18 protein-coding genes are annotated in these 17,112 nt (G+C 64.9%); 9 read left to right on the forward strand and 9 right to left on the reverse strand.

Translation table 11 applies throughout. From position 1 onward, the window contains the following. Positions 1–8: 8 nt before the first annotated feature. Genes H681_RS02585 through trpC form a run of 3 tightly spaced genes read left to right on the forward strand, consistent with a single transcriptional unit; the run spans position 9 to position 2,484 of the window. Positions 9–605: an aminodeoxychorismate/anthranilate synthase component II gene (locus H681_RS02585; RefSeq protein ID WP_015475285.1), complete on the forward strand. Its 597-nt coding sequence runs from the start codon at positions 9–11 to the stop codon at positions 603–605. After that, entirely contained in the window at positions 602–1,651 is a 1,050-nt protein-coding gene (gene trpD, locus H681_RS02590) for an anthranilate phosphoribosyltransferase (protein WP_015475286.1), read from the forward strand. The genes H681_RS02585 and trpD overlap by 4 nt, the downstream gene beginning before the upstream one ends. Beyond that, on the forward strand, positions 1,648–2,484 hold the full coding sequence (gene trpC / locus H681_RS02595) for an indole-3-glycerol phosphate synthase TrpC (protein WP_015475287.1): 837 nt from the start codon (positions 1,648–1,650) through the stop codon (positions 2,482–2,484). The genes trpD and trpC overlap by 4 nt, the downstream gene beginning before the upstream one ends. 153 nt (positions 2,485–2,637) lie before the next feature. On the opposite strand, the gene crp is transcribed toward trpC, so the two are convergent. Beyond that, a complete protein-coding gene (gene crp, locus H681_RS02600) occupies positions 2,638–3,285 on the reverse strand; it encodes a cAMP-activated global transcriptional regulator CRP (RefSeq protein WP_015475288.1) in 648 nt (215 codons plus the stop codon). Positions 3,286–3,662: 377 nt separating this feature from the next. Between crp and H681_RS02605 the strand changes: the two genes are divergently transcribed. Further along, entirely contained in the window at positions 3,663–4,085 is a 423-nt protein-coding gene (locus H681_RS02605; RefSeq protein WP_015475289.1) for an OsmC family protein, read from the forward strand. Between the two features lie 226 nt (positions 4,086–4,311). Next, positions 4,312–5,106, forward strand: coding sequence for an adenosylmethionine decarboxylase (gene speD / locus H681_RS02610; RefSeq protein ID WP_015475290.1), 795 nt, complete (start codon positions 4,312–4,314; stop codon positions 5,104–5,106). Positions 5,107–5,235: 129 nt separating this feature from the next. Here speD and coq7 read toward each other — a convergent pair whose 3' ends face one another. Next, on the reverse strand, positions 5,236–5,883 hold the full coding sequence (coq7, locus tag H681_RS02615; protein ID WP_015475291.1) for a 2-polyprenyl-3-methyl-6-methoxy-1,4-benzoquinone monooxygenase: 648 nt from the start codon (positions 5,881–5,883) through the stop codon (positions 5,236–5,238). Between the two features lie 97 nt (positions 5,884–5,980). After that, positions 5,981–6,319 (reverse strand): histidine triad nucleotide-binding protein, encoded by a 339-nt coding sequence (locus H681_RS02620; RefSeq protein ID WP_015475292.1) that lies wholly within the window; start codon positions 6,317–6,319, stop codon positions 5,981–5,983. 91 nt (positions 6,320–6,410) lie between these two features. On the opposite strand from H681_RS02620, the gene H681_RS02625 reads away from it, so the two are divergent. Next, on the forward strand, positions 6,411–7,892 hold the full coding sequence (locus H681_RS02625; protein ID WP_015475293.1) for an AAA family ATPase: 1,482 nt from the start codon (positions 6,411–6,413) through the stop codon (positions 7,890–7,892). A gap of 7 nt (positions 7,893–7,899) precedes the next feature. Here H681_RS02625 and H681_RS02630 read toward each other — a convergent pair whose 3' ends face one another. The 4 genes from H681_RS02630 to hemJ all read right to left on the reverse strand — a co-directional run bounded on the left by H681_RS02630 (position 7,900) and on the right by hemJ (position 11,373). Further along, a complete protein-coding gene (locus H681_RS02630; protein WP_015475294.1) occupies positions 7,900–8,688 on the reverse strand; it encodes an SDR family NAD(P)-dependent oxidoreductase in 789 nt (262 codons plus the stop codon). 56 nt (positions 8,689–8,744) lie between these two features. Further along, positions 8,745–9,857: a DUF805 domain-containing protein gene (locus H681_RS02635; protein WP_015475295.1), complete on the reverse strand. Its 1,113-nt coding sequence runs from the start codon at positions 9,855–9,857 to the stop codon at positions 8,745–8,747. Positions 9,858–9,963: 106 nt separating this feature from the next. Further along, positions 9,964–10,932, reverse strand: a complete 969-nt coding sequence (locus tag H681_RS02640; RefSeq protein ID WP_015475296.1) for an NAD(P)H-dependent flavin oxidoreductase — start codon at positions 10,930–10,932, stop codon at positions 9,964–9,966. Positions 10,933–10,950: 18 nt separating this feature from the next. Further along, positions 10,951–11,373 (reverse strand): protoporphyrinogen oxidase HemJ, encoded by a 423-nt coding sequence (gene hemJ, locus H681_RS02645; RefSeq protein WP_177324593.1) that lies wholly within the window; start codon positions 11,371–11,373, stop codon positions 10,951–10,953. 161 nt (positions 11,374–11,534) lie between these two features. Between hemJ and H681_RS02650 the strand changes: the two genes are divergently transcribed. From H681_RS02650 to erpA, 3 genes are all read left to right on the forward strand, one after another. Continuing rightward, positions 11,535–12,908 (forward strand): chloride channel protein, encoded by a 1,374-nt coding sequence (locus tag H681_RS02650; RefSeq protein ID WP_041711692.1) that lies wholly within the window; start codon positions 11,535–11,537, stop codon positions 12,906–12,908. Between the two features lie 83 nt (positions 12,909–12,991). After that, entirely contained in the window at positions 12,992–14,026 is a 1,035-nt protein-coding gene (argC, locus tag H681_RS02655) for an N-acetyl-gamma-glutamyl-phosphate reductase (protein ID WP_015475299.1), read from the forward strand. A 135-nt stretch (positions 14,027–14,161) separates the two neighbouring features. Continuing rightward, the gene (gene erpA, locus H681_RS02660) at positions 14,162–14,512 is read left to right on the forward strand and encodes an iron-sulfur cluster insertion protein ErpA (protein WP_015475300.1); all 351 of its coding nucleotides are present in this window, start codon (positions 14,162–14,164) and stop codon (positions 14,510–14,512) included. 57 nt (positions 14,513–14,569) lie between these two features. On the opposite strand, the gene H681_RS02665 is transcribed toward erpA, so the two are convergent. Together H681_RS02665 and H681_RS02670 are read right to left on the reverse strand one after the other, a co-directional pair. Then, positions 14,570–15,661 carry an anhydro-N-acetylmuramic acid kinase gene (locus tag H681_RS02665; protein WP_015475301.1) on the reverse strand — a complete coding sequence of 364 codons (1,092 nt, stop codon included), beginning with the start codon at positions 15,659–15,661 and terminating at the stop codon, positions 14,570–14,572. Between the two features lie 3 nt (positions 15,662–15,664). Beyond that, positions 15,665–17,110, reverse strand: a complete 1,446-nt coding sequence (locus H681_RS02670; RefSeq protein WP_041711693.1) for a peptidoglycan DD-metalloendopeptidase family protein — start codon at positions 17,108–17,110, stop codon at positions 15,665–15,667. Positions 17,111–17,112 lie beyond the last annotated feature (2 nt).

A 17,112-nucleotide genomic window follows, 5' to 3' on the forward strand; every position in this document is an offset into this window, starting at 1 on the left:
GTACCGCCATGCTGCTGATGATCGATAACTACGATTCCTTTACCTACAACCTGGTGCAGTACTTCGCCGAGTTGAAGGCCGACATCCACGTCATTCGCAATGACGAACTGAGCGTCGATGAGATCGCCGCGCTCAATCCCGAACGCATCGTCCTGTCTCCCGGCCCGTGCACGCCGAACGAGGCGGGCGTGTCGCTGGCGGTGATCGAACACTTCTCCGGCAAGCTGCCGCTGCTGGGCGTGTGCCTCGGCCACCAGTCCATCGGCCAGGCCTTCGGCGGCGACGTGGTGCGCGCGCGCCAGGTCATGCACGGCAAGGTCAGCCCGGTGTTCCACAAGGACCAGGGCGTGTTCGCCGGCCTGAACAACCCGCTGACCCAGACCCGTTACCACTCCCTGGTGGTGAAGCGCGAGACGCTGCCCGACTGCCTGGAAATCACCGCCTGGACGGCGTTGGAGGACGGTTCGGTCGACGAGATCATGGGCCTGCGCCACAAGACGCTGAACGTCGAGGGCGTGCAGTTCCACCCCGAGTCGATCCTTTCCGAACAGGGCCACGAGATGCTGGCCAACTTCCTCAAGCAGACCGGCGGGGTGCGCGCATGAACATCAAGGAAGCCCTCAACCGGGTGGTCAACCAACTGGACCTGACCACCGAGGAAATGCAGGACGTCATGCGCGAGATCATGACCGGGCAGTGCACCGACGCGCAGATCGGCGCCTTCCTCATGGGCATGCGCATGAAGAGCGAAACCATCGACGAGATCGTCGGCGCCGTGGCGGTGATGCGCGAGCTGGCCGACCAGGTCGAGCTGGACAGCTTGAAGCACGTGGTCGATGTGGTCGGCACCGGTGGTGACGGCGCCAACATCTTCAACGTGTCCTCGGCGGCGGCCTTCGTGGTCGCCGCGGCTGGCGGCAAGGTCGCCAAACACGGTAACCGCGCGGTCTCCGGCAAGAGCGGCAGCGCCGACCTGCTGGAAGCCGCCGGCATCTACCTGGACCTCAAGCCGGTGCAGGTGAAGCGTTGCATCGAGACTGTCGGCGTCGGCTTCATGTTCGCCCAGGTCCACCACAAGGCCATGAAGCACGCTGCCGGCCCGCGTCGCGAGCTGGGTCTGCGTACTCTCTTCAATATGCTCGGCCCGCTGACCAACCCGGCGGGCGTGAAGCACCAGGTGGTCGGCGTGTTCAGCCAGGCGCTGTGCCGCCCGCTGGCCGAGGTGCTCAAGCGCCTGGGCAGCGAGCACATTCTGGTGGTGCACTCGCGCGATGGCCTGGATGAGTTCAGCCTCGCCGCGGCCACCCACATCGCCGAGTTGAAGGACGGCGTGGTCACGGAATATGAAGTGCAGCCCGAGGACTTCGGCATCAAGAGCCAGAGTCTGATCGGCCTGACCGTGGACAGCCCGCAGGAGTCGCTGGAGTTGATCCGCGATGCCCTGGGGCGTCGCAAGACCGAGGCCGGGCAGAAGGCTGCCGAACTGATCGTGCTCAACGCCGGCGCCGCGCTCTACGCCGCGGACCTGGCCACCAGCCTGCACGAAGGCATGCAACTTGCCCATGACGCCCTGCACACGGGGCTGGCGCGAGAGAAGATGGAAGAACTGGCGGCCTTTACCGCCGTTTACCGAGAGGAGAACGCACAGTGAGTGTGCCGACGGTTCTGCAGAAGATCCTGGCCCGAAAGGTCGAAGAAGTCGCCGAACGCCGTGCCCGTGTGAGCATCGCCGAGCTGGAGCAACTGGCGCGTACGGCGGACGCACCGCGCGGTTTTGCCGCTGCCCTGCTGGAGCGCGCCAAGCGCCGCGAGCCGGGTGTGATCGCCGAGGTGAAGAAGGCTTCGCCGAGCAAGGGCGTGCTGCGCGAGAACTTCGATCCCGCCGACATCGCCCGTAGCTACGAGGAGGGCGGTGCCACCTGCCTGTCCGTGCTGACCGACGTGGACTTCTTCCTCGGCAGCGATGCCTACCTCAAGGAGGCCCGTGCGGCCTGCAAGCTGCCGGTGATCCGCAAGGACTTCATGATCGATCCGTATCAGGTGGTGGAGGCCCGCGCCATCGGCGCCGACTGCATCCTGCTGATCGTCTCGGCGCTGGATGATGCACGGATGGCCGAACTGGCGTCGGTGGCCAAGGACGTCGGCCTGGATGTCCTGGTGGAGGTGCACGATGGCGATGAGCTGGAGCGTGCGCTGAAGACCCTCGACACCCCGCTGCTGGGTATCAACAACCGCAACCTGCACACCTTCGAGGTGAGCCTGGAAACGACCCTCGACCTGCTGCCGGAAATCCCGCGCGACCGCATGGTGATCACCGAGAGTGGCATCCTCAACCGCGCCGATGTCGAGCTGATGGAAGTCAGCGACGTGTTCGGCTTCCTGGTGGGCGAGGCGTTCATGCGCGCCGAGGAGCCGGGTACCGAGCTCAAGCGCCTGTTCTTCCCCGAGCGCAGCAAGGTCAAGCTCGGCGCCGATCCGGACTGAATCCGCAGGAGCGAGCCTGCTCGCGAAAAAGCTGACCAGGGACACGCCGGACGAATCGGGGAGTCGCCAGGGTTCGCGAACCAGCTCGCTCCTACCCGGAAGCCACAGACAGAAAAGCCGGCGATTGCCGGCTTTTCTGTCTGTGGCTGATCGTCAGCGGGTGCCGAAAACCACCATAGTCTTGCCTTTCACGTGGACCAGGCCCTGTTCTTCCAGGCTCTTGAGCACGCGGCCGACCATTTCGCGGGAGCAGCCGACGATGCGGCCGATTTCCTGGCGGGTGATCTTGATCTGCATGCCGTCCGGGTGGGTCATGGCGTCCGGCTGCTGGCACAGGTCCAGCAGGGTGCGCGCGACACGGCCGGTGACGTCGAGGAAGGCCAGGTCGCCGACCTTGCGGGTGGTCTTGCGCAGGCGATCGGCCATCTGGCTGCCGAGGGTGAAGAGTATCTCCGGGTCCTGCTGGCTCAGTTCGCGGAACTTGGTGTAGCTGATCTCTGCAACTTCGCACTCGGTCTTGGCACGCACCCAGGCGCTACGCTCCTGGCTGGTGCTGCCTTCCTTCTCGAAGAGCCCCATCTCCCCGAAGAAGTCGCCAGTGTTGAGATAGCCGATGATCATCTCGCGGCCATCGTCGTCTTCGATCAGTACAGTCACCGAGCCCTTGATGATGAAGAACAGGCTCTCGCAGCGGTCGCCAGCGTAGATGATGGTGCTCTTGGCGGTGAAGCGGCGGCGGTGACAGTGCGCGAGCAACTTGTCGAGGTTCTTGATTTTGGGTGTAAGGGTAATAGCTACCATGCCCGAGTCCCGGAAAGTAAAAAAAAGTGGCCTTTGCACAACAGGCGTCTAATGATTTTTTATTCAGCATGCGTGGTGCCGTGCATCCCTGGCTCGATCCCCCTCGATCCGCAGGGCGGCAAAATTGCCCACTTGACGCAACTTGCCCGTACGTAAATCGGCAAGAGCTTAACAGACGATGTGTTACCGATAATTGGAAAACCGGAACATTCGTCAGGACAATTTCCAAGAGTGTGCCAGTAAAATGGCGTCAGCTTAAGCAATAAATGCCGGTGATCCTCGCCGAAATGCGACACAGCTAACAGCCAGCGGCCTCGCTGGGCGCCTGGAGGGCCTGTGATAAGCTGGCGCCCCTTTTTTTGGCGGAGTTCTTCTCAATGAAAGCGCGAATCCAGTGGGCTGGCGAAGCGATGTTCCTCGGCGAGTCCGGCAGCGGCCACGTGGTGGTGATGGACGGTCCGCCGGATGCCGGTGGCCGCAACCTGGGCGTCCGTCCGATGGAGATGCTCCTGCTCGGCCTGGGCGGCTGCACCAACTTCGACGTGGTGAGCATCCTGAAGAAGGGTCGGCAGCCGGTGGAAAGCTGTGAAGCCTTCCTCGAAGCCGAGCGCGCGGATGAGGACCCCAAGGTGTTCACCAAGATCCACGTGCATTTCGTGGTCAAGGGCCGTGGCCTGAAGGAAGCGCAGGTCAAGCGCGCGGTCGAGCTGTCGGCCGAGAAGTACTGCTCCGCCTCGATCATGCTCGGCCGTGCGGGCGTCGAGATCACCCATGACTACGAGATCGTCGAGCTGGGTTGAGTCGCCGCGTCATCCTTTCATCATCGAGGGTGCGCAAACTCTGGCAGAGGTCGCCTGACCTCTGCATAATGCGCCACCTTTTTTCAGGGCCATCCGGGCCCGAAACCAAGCAACCACAATCGCCATCGCGAAGAGGTGTAAACCGTCCTACGCAGGTGCCGCCGTACGCATCTGACGGGCATGCTCAACCACGCGGCAGAGCCGCATTGATGAGAGTTCTCCCACGGTGAAAAGCAAACTCAAGCTCCACGGGTTCAACAACCTGACGAAGACCTTGAGCTTCAACATCTATGACATCTGCTATGCCGAGACGCCTGAAGACCAACAGGCCTACGTGCAGTACATCGACGAAGAGTACGATGCCGAGCGTCTCACGCAGATCCTCACCGATGTTGTCGACATCATTGGCGCAAACATCCTGAACATCGCCCGTCAGGATTACGATCCGCAAGGCGCCAGCGTGACCATCCTGATCTCCGAGCAGCCGGTCACCCCGACCGACAGCCAGATCGAGGAATCCCCGGGGCCGCTACCGGAAACCATCCTGGCGCACCTCGACAAGAGCCATATCACCGTGCACACCTATCCGGAGATCCATCCGGTGGAAGGCATCGCGACCTTCCGTGTGGACATCGACGTCTCCACCTGTGGCGTCATCTCGCCGCTGAAGGCGCTCAACTACCTGATCCACCAGTTCGACTCGGACATCGTCACCGTGGATTACCGCGTGCGCGGCTTCACCCGTGACGTGGAAGGCAAGAAGCACTTCATCGACCACGAGATCAACTCGATCCAGAACTACCTTTCCGACGACACGTACGAGGCCTACCAGATGACCGACGTGAACGTGTACCAGGAGAACCTGTTCCACACCAAGATGCTGCTCAAGGAGTTCGACCTGGACAACTACCTGTTCGGCGACGCGACCCGCGACCTGTCGTCCGAGCAGCGCAAGCAGGTGGAAGAGCGCGTGCGCCACGAGATGCTGGAAATCTTCTACGCGCGCAACATGCCGCGTTAAGTTTCGCTCCAGAACAAGAAAGCCGCCTTCGATGGGCGGCTTTTTTGTTCTGGAGCGGCTGTAGGTGGCAAACTATCGGCCGCAGGCAAGCGCGAAGGTGCCGGCGCCATGCTGATCGCCTGAAACCGCTCAAATCCGATAGGTGGACTTGGTCATCACCTTCGACAGCAGGGTCATGCCGAACTTCACCGGCGCCGGGAAGCGCAGGCCGCCGGCTTCGATGGCGCTGGTGGCGTGCTGTTCTTCGTCGACGCGCATCTGTTCGAGGATGGCGCGGGACTTCTGGTCCCCGACGGGAATCTCGGCCAGGTGTTCGTCGAGGTGCTTGCATACCTGGTCTTCGGTGGCGGCGACGAAGCCGAGGCTGATGCGGTCGCTGATCAGCCCGGCGGCGGCGCCGACACCGAACGACAGGCCATAGAACAGCGGATTCAGCACGCTCGGCCGGCTGCCCAGTTCGCGGATACGCTGCTCGCACCAGGCCAGGTGGTCGACTTCCTCGTCGGCGGCTTCTTCCATCGCCTTGCGTACCTGCGGCAGCTTCGCGGTCAGCGCCTGCCCCTGGTAAAGCGCCTGGGCGCAGACTTCACCGGTATGGTTGATACGCATCAGTCCGGCGACATGGCGGGCATCGGTTTCGCTGAGCTCGGCGTCCGGCTGGACGACGGCGGGCGAGGGGCGGCCCGGATGACCGCTGAAGGGCAGCAGGGTGCGCAAGGCGGCATCGGCCTGCAGCAGGAAACGGTCGGCGGGGGAGTAGTGACGGTCGGCGGACATGGCGCACCTGTCGGAAAAAACATTCGACCGGCAGTTTACCGGATGGCGGATGACAGGTCTTGCCGTGGTGCGCGCAAAGAGCTTCGGCGCCCGTTCGTCAACCCGGAGGCCAGTGCATCTGGCGCTGGCCAAGCACGTGCATATGGATGTGGTGCACGGTCTGCCCGCCCAGGTCGTTGCAGTTCATCACCACGCGGAAGCCTTCGTCGCACCCCTGCTCCTTCGCCAGGCGCTGGGCGGTGAAGAGGATGTGGCCGGCCAGCGGCTTGTCCGCTTCCTGCAGGTCGTTGAGGGTCGAGATGTGCTTCTTCGGGATTACCAGGAAGTGCACTGGCGCCTGCGGGCCGATGTCGTGGAAGGCGATTACCTGGTCATCTTCATAGAGCTTGCGCGCGGGAATGTCCCCGGCGACGATCTTGCAGAACAAACAGTCCACGGACGTTCCTCCGATCAGGTGGGTGGAACAGCAGTTTAGCGGCCGTGACCCGTACCGCCCAGATTCGTGGCGGCATTCGCAAGGAGCCAGCGTGCAGAACGATATCCATGACCTGGGCCTGGTGCTCGATTCCAGGGTCAAACTGATCGTGATCGAGTCCTGGGACGAACCCCGGGTACTGGAAACCCTGACCGGCCTGGCAGTGCGCCGCGGACTCGACCTGCGACTCTGGTCGGCGACCGAGGGTTTGCGGCGCCTGGGCTTCGGCGGTGAGCCGGACGGCGAGGGCGACAGCCGCGAGGCGGAAACCGCGCTGCGGCTGATCAAGGCTGACCCGCAGCCGACCCTCTACGTACTCTGCGACCTGCATCCCTACCTCGAGGACAATCCCCGCGCGGTTCGCCTGCTCAAGGAAGTGGCGATGGCCGAGGGGACGTTCAAGCCCACGCTGATGCTGGTGTCCCATGCCCTGAAGCTGCCTGCGGAAGTCCAGCGCTTCGCCGCGCGCTTCGCGCTGTCGCTGCCCTCCGAAGACGAGCTGCTCGGCATTGTCCGCGAGGAAGCCGCGCGCTGGAGCGAACGCCACAGCGGGGCGCGGGTGCGCACGGACAACCGGACCCTGCGGCAGGTGGTGAAGAACCTGCGGGGGCTGACTCATGGCGAGGCCCGCTTGCTGGCGCGGGGCGTGATCTGCAACGACGGGGCGATCACCCAGGAAGACCTGCCGGAACTCAATCGCACCAAGTTCGAGCTGCTCAATCTCGATGGCGTGCTCGGCTTCGAGCATGACACCGCGCGCTTCGCCGAGGTCGGCGGGCTGGCGAACCTCAAGCGCTGGCTCGGCGAACGGCAGAGCGCCTTCACCGAGAGCAAGGACAAGGACCTGCCCAAGGGTGTGCTGCTGGTCGGCGTGCAGGGTGGCGGCAAGAGCCTGGCGGCCAGGGCGGTGGCCGGGCTCTGGGGGCTGCCGCTGCTGCGCCTGGACTTCGGCAGCCTGTACAACAAATACTTCGGCGAGACCGAACGCAACCTGCGCGAGGCGTTGCGCCTGGCCGACAGCATGGCGCCCTGCGTGCTTTGGGTGGACGAGATCGAGAAAGGCGTGGCCACCGGCGACCAGGACAACGGCGTCAGCCAGCGCGTGCTGGCCACCCTGTTGACCTGGATGGCTGAGCGCAAGGCACTGGTGTTCATGGTGGCCACGGCCAACGCCATCGATCGCCTGCCGCCGGAGCTGGTGCGCAAGGGGCGCTTCGATGAGTTGTTCTTCGTCGATCTGCCGGAGCGCGACGTGCGCATGGATATCTTCCGCATCCACCTGAGCCGCCGCGAGCTGGACGTGGCGCAGTTCGAGCTGGACATATTGGCCGATGCCGCCGACGGGTTTTCCGGTGCGGAGATCGAACAGGCGGTGGTCGGCGCCTTCTACGCGGCGCAGGCGCGGCAGAAGTCGGTGGATCAGCCGTTGCTGCTGGAAGAGATCCGCCGAACGGCGCCGCTGTCGGTGGTGATGGCCGAGGAATTGGCCGAGCTGCGGGCGTGGGCCGATGGCCGTACGGTGCGCGCCGACTGAGTGCGGTTCAGCCGGCCAGCGCCATGCGGTTGAGGCGGCCGGCCAGCTTGCGCACGGCCCAGCGCGGCAGCAGGCGCACGGCCAACGCCATCAGGCGGTTGCGCCAGCCTGGAATGATGATCGCCGGCGCCCGACGCAAGGCCCTGACGGTGCGGAAGGCGACTTCCTCGGGCGACATCATCAGCTTGCTGCCGTCGAAGCGAGCGGTCCGCAGGTTCGCATTGCGGAAGAAAGCGGTATGGGTCGGGCCGGGGCACAGCACGGAAACCTTGATGCCGCGGCCGCGCAGTTCCTCGCGCAGTCCCTCGGAGAAGTGCAGGACGAACGCCTTGCTGGCGTAGTAGCTGCTCATCCACGGACCGGGCAGCAGGCCGACCACCGAGGCGACATTGAGAATCTGCCCGCCACCGCTGCGCTCCATCATGGCGCCGATGCCGTGGCAGAGCCGCGCCAGGGCCAGGACATTGAGTTCCAGCAGTTCCTGCTCGCGGGACCAGTCCTGGTCGACGAAGGCACCGGAGGAGCCGATGCCGGCGTTGTTCACCAGCAGCTCGATCTGTCTCCCGCTCTGCTCCAGCTCGTGCAGCAGGCCCGATATCTGTAGCGGTTCGGACAGGTCGCAGGCGCGGAACAGTACCTCCACCCCGAAGCGTTGCGACAATTCGCAGGCAGCGGTCTCCAGCGCATCGCGCTGGCGGGCCACCAGGATGAGTGCCTGGCCGCGCCGGGCGAGGGCTTCGGCCAGCGCCAGGCCGATACCGCTGGAGGCGCCGGTGATGAGGGCAAAACGAGGCATTCAGAGGTCTCTGTGGCGAGGGTGGCGTTCGACCACGCCCGCCACGGGTTGTTGCATTACTGTTCGGTGCTGCTTTCGTCGTCGGAGTCGGCGCCTTCGGTGTCGCCACTGTTGAACTCGTCCGACGGTTCTGCCGTGGCGGCGGCGTCCGGCTCGGCCGATTGGTACTGGGTGGCCTGGGCGCGCTCGACGTACTGCTGATAAGCGGGCAGCGCGATGGCGGCGAGAATACCGGCAACGACTGGGAATAGCAGCCAGGTGAAGGCCAGGACCTTGACGCTGGTGCTGTTGGGCGGCGGCGGCGGGCCGTAGCGGTTGGCGGTCTGCTCGCCGGGCATGAACAGCATCACCAGGCTCAGTACCGCGTTGACGAATGGCACCAGCAAGGCCAGCCAGAGCCAGCCGGACCAGCCGAGGTCATGCAGTCGCTGTACACCGATGGGCACGCTGAAGACCGCGGCGGCGATGACCACCACGGCGAGGGCGACGACCCCGAGGGGCAGCGAGACGGCCAGCAGCAGGCTGGCGACCAGGTAGGCCGCGAAGCAGATCAAGGACAGCGCGGCGGACCAGCCGAGGTAGCGGACGCGGCCGATCCGGCCGGACAGGCTGCGGATGTTCAGTTCGCCGTACTCCGGCAGCTCATCGCTCACGTTGGCCTGGGGCGGTGCGTAGGGGGAGTTGGCCGTCGCCGAGGCGACGTTGCCGGGAGCGCTTGCGGTGGGGGCTGCGCCGGTGGCCGCCAATTCCGCCTGCCGGGCAAGGTACTTCTCGATGATGATGCCGCATGCGCTGCACTCGCCGGACCTGGGCTGCACATGCCCGCATTTGGGGCAGGTCATCTGGTCGCCGTCGGCCGCTTCGGCGGCGGCGCGGCTGGCGAGTGTCGCTTCGCTGGGATGATCGTCGGTCTCGACCAGACTCAGCCCCACCTTGCCGTCGGCTTCCTTGCGAGCGTTGGCGCCCGCGCCGTGCAGGGCGCGGAGGTACTTGTCGGCTTCGTCGTCGGAGAGGTCGCGCTTGAGCACCACGGGTTTGCCGCTGAACAGCGCGTCGATCTTCGACGTGTCGCTCTTGAACAGGCGGGCGAGATTCTCCTTGGCGGTCTCCATCGGGGTCTGCGGCATCAGCGTGCCGTCGAACACGATCTTGAAGCGGGCTTGGTCCATCGGGGCATCCTTGTCAGTGGGCTGTGGTGATATCGATACAGCGTAATCGCGCCGTTTGGGGCCAACAAGCGGCCCCGAGGCACATATCGGTGAGCGGTGGCGCTGGTCAGACCAGCAGTTGGCCGGGCAGCGTCGTGCTGCGGGCCAGGGCCTGGCGGTACTCGTTGTCGAGTCGCCCGATCAGTTCCTCCACCGACGGCAAGTCGTGAATATTGCCGACGCCCTGGCCGGCCGACCAGACGGTCTTCCAGGCCTTGGCCTCGTCGCTGACCGGCTTGAGCTTCTCGCCATAGTTGACGTCGGCCTTGTCGGTCAGGCGCTTCATGTCGAAGCCGGCGGACTCCAGGCTCTGGCGCATGAAGCTGGCCGGCACGCCGGACACCGCAGGGGTATGGATGATGTCGGCGGCGCGGGCTTCGAGGAGCATCCTCTTGTAGTCGGTGGACGCGTTGCTTTCGCGGGTGGCGATGAAACGGGTGCCGAGGTAGGCGAGGTCGGCGCCGAGGATCTGCGCGGCGAGAATCTCATGGCCGTGGTTGATGCAGCCCGCCAGCAACAGGGTCTTGTCGAAGAACTGGCGGATCTCCGCGACCAGCGCGAAGGGGCTCCAGGTACCGGCATGGCCACCGGCGCCGGCGGCGACCGCGATCAGGCCGTCGACGCCGGCCTCCGCGGCTTTCTCGGCATGGCGGCGGGTGGTGACGTCATGGAACACCAGTCCGCCATAGCTGTGCACCGCATCCACCACTTCGCGCACGGCGCCCAGGCTGGTGATGACGATGGGCACGCGATGCTCCACGCAGAGCGCCAGGTCCGCCTGCAGGCGCGGGTTGCTGTGGTGGACGATGAGGTTCACCGCATAGGGCGCGGCCTTGGGGGCGGCGGCCAGCCCGGCCTCGATTTCTTCCAGCCAGGCCTTGAAGCCGCTGCTTTCGCGCTGGTTCAGCGCCGGGAAGCTGCCGACGATGCCGCCCTTGCAGCAGGCCAGCACCAGTTGTGGGGTGGACACCAGGAACATCGGCGCCGCTACCAGGGGAACGCGCAGGCGGCGGTCGAGCAGGGTGGGCAGGGACATGACAGTCTCCTTGTCGGGTCAGAAAGGTTTGACGACCACCAGGATCACGATGGCGATCAGGAACAGCACCGGCACTTCGTTGAACCAACGGTAGAACACATGGCTGCGGGCGTTTTCGCCGCGGGCGAAGCGTTTGAGCATGGCCCCGCAGGCATGGTGGTAGCCGATCAGCAGCACGACCAGGGTGAGTTTGGTGTGCATCCAGCCCTGGCTGAGCCAGGCGGGATTGAGGTAGAGCATCCAGGCGCCGAGGACGATGGTGAGGATCATCGAGGGGCCCATGATGCCGCGGTAGAGCTTGCGCTCCATCACGCAGAAACGCTCGCGGCTGGCGGCGTCCTCGCTCATGGCGTGGTAGACGAACAGGCGCGGCAGATAGAAGAGGCCGGCGAACCAGCAGATCACGGCAATGATGTGAAAGGCTTTGAGCCACAGGTACAGCATCGGGACTTCCTCGAATCGGCGATGAGCCGATAGTAGTGGCGCGCTGCAATGGCGTCATCCCTGCGTCTATTACACTGGGGGTGTCAGTGCTTTATCCCGTGCGTGGCGCGTTGTCGCGCATGCCGCATGGCATCCGGAAGATGCCAGGCCCGCAGCTCATGTCCGAACCGACGCCGCCCGAGAGCCCCGCCGCACCCGCAGCCGATGCTTCACCCCACGTCGCCCCCCGCCGTTCGTTGGCGCGACACCCGCAGGTGCGTCAGTGGCGGCGAAGTCTGGCGTTCTGGGCCGGGGCCCTGCTGGTCGGGCTGGTGGCGCTGGCCTTCGCGCATCTGGCGGACCTGGCCAGCGCGACCTTTCGCTGGGTGGTCGCGCAGAACCAATGGTGGCCCTGGCTGATCTGCCCGCTCGGTTTCGCGGGGCTGGCGTGGGTGACCCAGGGTGCGCTGAAGAACACCCGGGGTAGCGGCATTCCCCAGGTGATAGTCGCTCTGGGGCAACGCAGCAGCCGCATCCGCAATGAGTTGCTGTCGCTGCCGATTGCGCTGGGCAAGCTGTTCGTGACCTTGCTGGCACTGCTGGTCGGGGCGTCGGCGGGCCGTGAGGGGCCGACCGTGCACATCGGCGCCGCGCTGATGTATTCCTTCGGCCGTCGTCTCGGGCTGTACGACAAGCACACGATCTCCGGCCTGATCATCGCCGGTGGCGCAGCGGGCATCGCCGCGGCCTTCAATACGCCCCTGGGCGGCGTGGTGTTCGCCATCGAGGAAATGAGCCGCACCTTCGAGCAGCGCTTCAGTGGGCTGGTGCTTACCGCCGTGTTGCTGGGCGGCATGGTGACGCTCGGGCTGATGGGCAGCTACAGCTACTTCGGCCGGCTCTCCGAAAGCATGCCACTGGGGCCGGCCTGGATCGCGGTGGGGGCCTGCGGGCTGCTCGGCGGATTGCTGGGCGGCATTTACTGCCGGTTGGTCCTGCCGGCCCGGCGCGGCCCGCTGAGCTTCATCAGCCGCTGGCGCGGGCGCTGGCCGATTCGTTTCGCCGCCGCCTGTGGCCTGCTGCTGGCGCTGCTGGGTCTGCTTTCGGGGCATCATGTGTTCGGCACCGGCTATGCGGAGACTCGCTCGATCCTCGAAGGCCAGCCGGTGGTGGAGCATGACTTCCTGCTGTGGAAGTTCATCGCCAACGTGGTTTCCTATATCGCCGGAATTCCCGGCGGCCTGTTCTCCCCGTCGCTCACCGTCGGCGCCAGCCTGGCGCCCTGGCTGGCGCCGTTGATTCCCGGCGCGAGCCTCCCAGCGGTGGGGTTGCTGGGGATGTCCGCCTACCTTGCCGGGGTGACGCGCACGCCGCTGACCGCCACGGTGATCACCGTGGAGATGTCCCACAGCCCGGACATGCTGATCCCGATCCTCGCCGCCACCCTGCTGGCCAGCGGCATCTCCGCGCGCATCAACCCGCTGCCCATCTACCACGCGCTGGCCCGTCAGATGCAGGAAACCCTGTCGCCGACCAAAGGGTCCCAAACCTAGGCGGATTCGCTCTGTTCAGCGGGGACAGTGGCTCATATCATGGGTGCCCCTGAATTTGGCCCCATAGGTGGAGTGACAGGCAGATGATCAAGGTCGGTATCGTAGGTGGTACGGGTTATACGGGCGTGGAACTGCTGCGCCTGCTGGCACAGCATCCCCAGGCGCACGTCGAGGTGATTACCTCGCGTTCCGAGGAGGGCGTGAAAGTCGCCGACATGTACCCGAACCTGCGAGGCCACTATGACGGCCTGGCCTTCAGCGTGCCGGACGTGAAGCGTCTGGGCGAGTGCGATGTGGTGTTCTTCGCCACCCCCCACGGCGTGGCGCATGCACTGGCTGGCGAACTGCTGGCCACCGGCACCCGGGTGATCGACCTGTCCGCCGACTTCCGCCTGCAGGACGCAGAAGAATGGGCCAAGTGGTACGGCCAGCCCCACGGTGCGCCTGAGCTGCTGCCCGAGGCCGTCTACGGCCTGCCGGAAGTGAACCGCGAGGCGATCAAGTCCGCACGTCTAATCGCTGTGCCCGGTTGCTACCCGACCGCTACCCAGCTCGGCTTCATCCCGTTGCTGGAGAACGGCCTGGCCGACACCAGCCAACTGATCGCCGACTGCAAGTCCGGCGTCAGCGGCGCCGGTCGTGGCGCCAAAGTCGGCTCGCTGTTCTGCGAAGCCGGTGAAAGCATGATGGCCTACTCGGTCAAGGGCCACCGTCACCTGCCGGAAATCAGCCAGGGCCTGCGCCGCGCGGCCAAGGGCGACGTCGGTCTGACCTTCGTGCCGCACCTGACTCCGATGATCCGTGGCATCCACGCGACCCTGTACGCACGCGTCGCTGATCGTGGCGTCGATTTGCAGAAGCTCTACGAGGAGCGCTATGCCAGCGAGCCTTTCGTCGACGTGATGCCGGCCGGCAGTCATCCGGAAACCCGCAGCGTGCGCGGCGCCAACGTCTGCCGCATCGCTGTGCACCGTCCCCAGGGCGGCGACCTGGTGGTGATCCTGTCGGTGATCGACAACCTGGTGAAGGGCGCGTCCGGCCAGGCGATCCAGAACATGAACATCCTGTTCGGCCTGGACGAGCACCTGGGCCTGTCCAACGTCGCGCTGTTGCCGTAAGGAACGATCGCCCCAAGGAGCGCTCGATTGATCTGCACCAAAGGATGAGTCGGATTAGTTGACCGTTTTTCTGGGGTAAGCGGATAATAGCCCGCAATGTTGTAACGTACGGCTTCGGCCGGGAGAGTTGTCACCATGACCATCGAAACCTTCACCCCCACCCCGCTGGTGTTTTCCCACGGCGCTGCGACCAAGGTGAAGAACCTGATCGACGAAGAAGGTAATCCGCGACTGAAGCTGCGGGTGTTCGTCACGGGCGGTGGCTGCTCGGGCTTCCAGTACGGGTTCACCTTCGATGAGGACACCGCGGACGACGACACCATCGTCGAGCGCGATGGTGTCAGCCTCGTGGTCGACCCGATGAGCTTCCAGTACCTCGCCGGTGCGGAAGTGGACTACCAGGAAGGCCTCGAAGGTTCGCGGTTCGTCATCAAGAACCCGAATGCAGCGACCACCTGCGGCTGCGGCCAGTCCTTCTCGATCTGATGCCGTAATCACGAAAACGCCGCGCAATTGCGCGGCGTTTTCGTTTGTGCGGCCGATTCAGGCGGGATAGAGCGCGCCGAGGATGCGTGGACCTCGCGCCGCGGTGACTTCCGCGCAGTTGCCCGGCAGGCGTTCGAGGAAGCGATGGGCCAGCCAGGCGAAGGCCATCGCCTCCATCCACTCCGGCGGTACCCCGCGATCGATGCTGCTGATGACGCTGGCGCCAGGCAGGTGCGCGGCAAGACTCTGCATCAGCGTGGCGTTGAAGGCGCCGCCGCCGCAGACCACCACTTCCTGGCAGTTGGGCTGGGCGTCCAGCAGGGACTCGGCGATGCTGTGGGCGGTGAGTTCCAGCAGGGTTGCCTGCACATCCTCGACCTTCACGGCGCCGTGATGGGCCAGGATCGTGTTCAGCCAGTCCAGATTGAAGCGTTCGCGCCCGGTACTCTTCGGTCCACGGGCGGCGAAGAAGTCGTCCGCGAGCATCTTCTGCAGCAGCATCGAATCGATCGAGCCACTGCCCGCCCAGGCGCCGTCACGGTCATAGGGTTCGCCGCGTTGCTCCTGGATCCAGGCGTCCAGCAACACGTTGCCAGGCCCGCAGTCGAAGCCGCGAACCGGCTTGCCGGGCGTTAACAGTGAGACGTTGCTGAATCCGCCGATATTGAGGATCGCGCACTCGCGGCTGTCCCGGCCAAACAGGGCCTGGTGGAATGCCGGAACCAGGGGGGCACCCTGGCCGCCGGCAGCCACGTCGCGGCGGCGAAAGTCGGCGACTACGTCGACACCGGTGAGCTCGGCGAGCAGGGCAGGGTTGCCGATCTGTACCGTGAAGCCCAGTTGCGGCTCATGGCGGATTGTCTGCCCGTGGCTGCCAATGGCGCGAATGGCGCTGGCGTTGAGGCCTTCGCGGGAAAGGAGCTCATGAATTCCCTGCGCGGCCAGGCGTACCCAGTGATTCTCCGCCAGGGCAGAGCGGGCGATTTCATCGGGGCCGGAGGAGCAGAGCGCCAGGAGGTCGGCACGAAGGGCCGCAGGCATGGGGAGGTAGTGGGAGGCGAGCAGGGTGGTCTGCTCGCCTTGCTCGACCAGGGCGATGTCCAGCCCGTCGAGACTGGTGCCGGACATCACCCCTAGATAGAGCGGCATGGCTCAGCGCTTGTTCAGGGCCAGGAAAGTCGCCTTCTCCTGGTCCATGCGCGCGATCAGCGGTTGGGCCTGAGCCAGGAAACGCTTGCGCTCCTGGCCGCTCAGCGGATCGGCCGTCGGCAGCTTGGCGCTCAGCGGGTCGACGTGCTTGCCGTTGACCTGGAACTCGTAATGCAGGTGCGGGCCGGTGGCGAGGCCGGTCATGCCGACGTAACCGATGATCTGGCCCTGCTTCACCGCCACACCCGAACGGATGCCCTTGGCGAAACGACTCATGTGGCCGTACACGGTGCGATAGCGCTGACCGTGCTGGATCACCACGGCGTTGCCATAACCGCCCTTGCGGCCGGCCTCGAGGATCTTGCCGTCGCCGGTCGCCTTGATCGGCGTGCCGGTCGGCGCTGCGTAGTCGACGCCTTTGTGTGCACGAATCTTGTTCAGGACGGGGTGGAAACGCCCGATCGAGAAGCGCGAGCTGATGCGGGCGAAGTCCACCGGCGTACGGATGAACGCCTTGCGTATGCTGGTGCCGTCGGCGCGCAGGTAGCTGGTGTTGCCCTGTTTGTTGGTGTAGCGCACCGCGGTGTATGGCTTGCCACGGTTGACGAAGCGTACGGCGAGGATGCTTCCGGTACCGACCTGCTTGCCCTGCACTTGCTGGGACTCGTAGATCACGTCGAACGAATCGCCTTCGCGAATATCCTGGGCGAAGTCAATGTCGTAGCCCAGGATGCTGGCCATCGACATGATCAGGTCGTGCGACAGTCCGGCATTCCGGCCGGCAACGAACAACGAGCTGTCGATGCGGCCGTGGGCATAGTTGGCGTGCACCGAGGGTTTGACCACGTCGCGCTTGAAGTCATAGCCCCTGGCGGATTTGCTCAGGCTGATGGTCTCCAGGTCGTTGCGCTTGATCTTCAGGCCCTGCAGGTCGCCCTTGGCGTCAATGAGGAAGTCCACCTCCTGGCCGACATCCAGGCGGGTGAACTGCTTGGCGCTCTTGTTGGCGGCAAGCACGTCGTGCACGGCGTTCGCCGGCAGGCCGGCCTTCGCGAACACGTTGGAAAGAGTGTCGCCCTTGCCCACAGTCACGCTTTTCCACGCAGGTTCTGCGGAAGCGGAGGGGGAGGGTTGCTGGTTCGAGTCGGCGAGATCGTTCTTCTTGTCCGCGTCTTTTCCGGCGCTGTTCTGGTTATCGGACGAGCCTTCTATCTGTACAAAAGGAGAAGAATCGTCGTCTTCCGTGACCGGATTGGGTCGAAGATCGTCTTTTTCCTGAGTGATGCGGTCGGTACCGCTGTCCAGCTCCAGATTGAGCGTGGTCTTCTTCGCCTCGACCTCGGCCGAGGGGAACACCAGCAGAGCCAGGCTGAGGAGCGCTGCTACACCGCTTGCGGCCAGCAGATGGCTCTTCGGGTAGTACGGCGCTTTCTGATTGGATTGCGTCATGG

This window comes from Pseudomonas sp. ATCC 13867 (assembly GCF_000349845.1).
GTDB lineage: Bacteria > Pseudomonadota > Gammaproteobacteria > Pseudomonadales > Pseudomonadaceae > Pseudomonas.

Coding starts and splice junctions, on each gene's coding strand:
- H681_RS02585 (WP_015475285.1), top strand. CDS start 9: ATGCTGCTGATGATCGATAACTACGATTCCTTTACCTACAACCTGGTG.
- trpD (WP_015475286.1), top strand. CDS start 602: ATGAACATCAAGGAAGCCCTCAACCGGGTGGTCAACCAACTGGACCTG.
- crp (WP_015475288.1), bottom strand. CDS start 3,285: ATGGTAGCTATTACCCTTACACCCAAAATCAAGAACCTCGACAAGTTG.
- H681_RS02605 (WP_015475289.1), top strand. CDS start 3,663: ATGAAAGCGCGAATCCAGTGGGCTGGCGAAGCGATGTTCCTCGGCGAG.
- coq7 (WP_015475291.1), bottom strand. CDS start 5,883: ATGTCCGCCGACCGTCACTACTCCCCCGCCGACCGTTTCCTGCTGCAG.
- H681_RS02630 (WP_015475294.1), bottom strand. CDS start 8,688: ATGCCTCGTTTTGCCCTCATCACCGGCGCCTCCAGCGGTATCGGCCTG.
- H681_RS02635 (WP_015475295.1), bottom strand. CDS start 9,857: ATGGACCAAGCCCGCTTCAAGATCGTGTTCGACGGCACGCTGATGCCG.
- H681_RS02640 (WP_015475296.1), bottom strand. CDS start 10,932: ATGTCCCTGCCCACCCTGCTCGACCGCCGCCTGCGCGTTCCCCTGGTA.
- H681_RS02650 (WP_041711692.1), top strand. CDS start 11,535: ATGTCCGAACCGACGCCGCCCGAGAGCCCCGCCGCACCCGCAGCCGAT.
- argC (WP_015475299.1), top strand. CDS start 12,992: ATGATCAAGGTCGGTATCGTAGGTGGTACGGGTTATACGGGCGTGGAA.
- erpA (WP_015475300.1), top strand. CDS start 14,162: ATGACCATCGAAACCTTCACCCCCACCCCGCTGGTGTTTTCCCACGGC.
- H681_RS02665 (WP_015475301.1), bottom strand. CDS start 15,661: ATGCCGCTCTATCTAGGGGTGATGTCCGGCACCAGTCTCGACGGGCTG.
- H681_RS02670 (WP_041711693.1), bottom strand. CDS start 17,110: ATGACGCAATCCAATCAGAAAGCGCCGTACTACCCGAAGAGCCATCTG.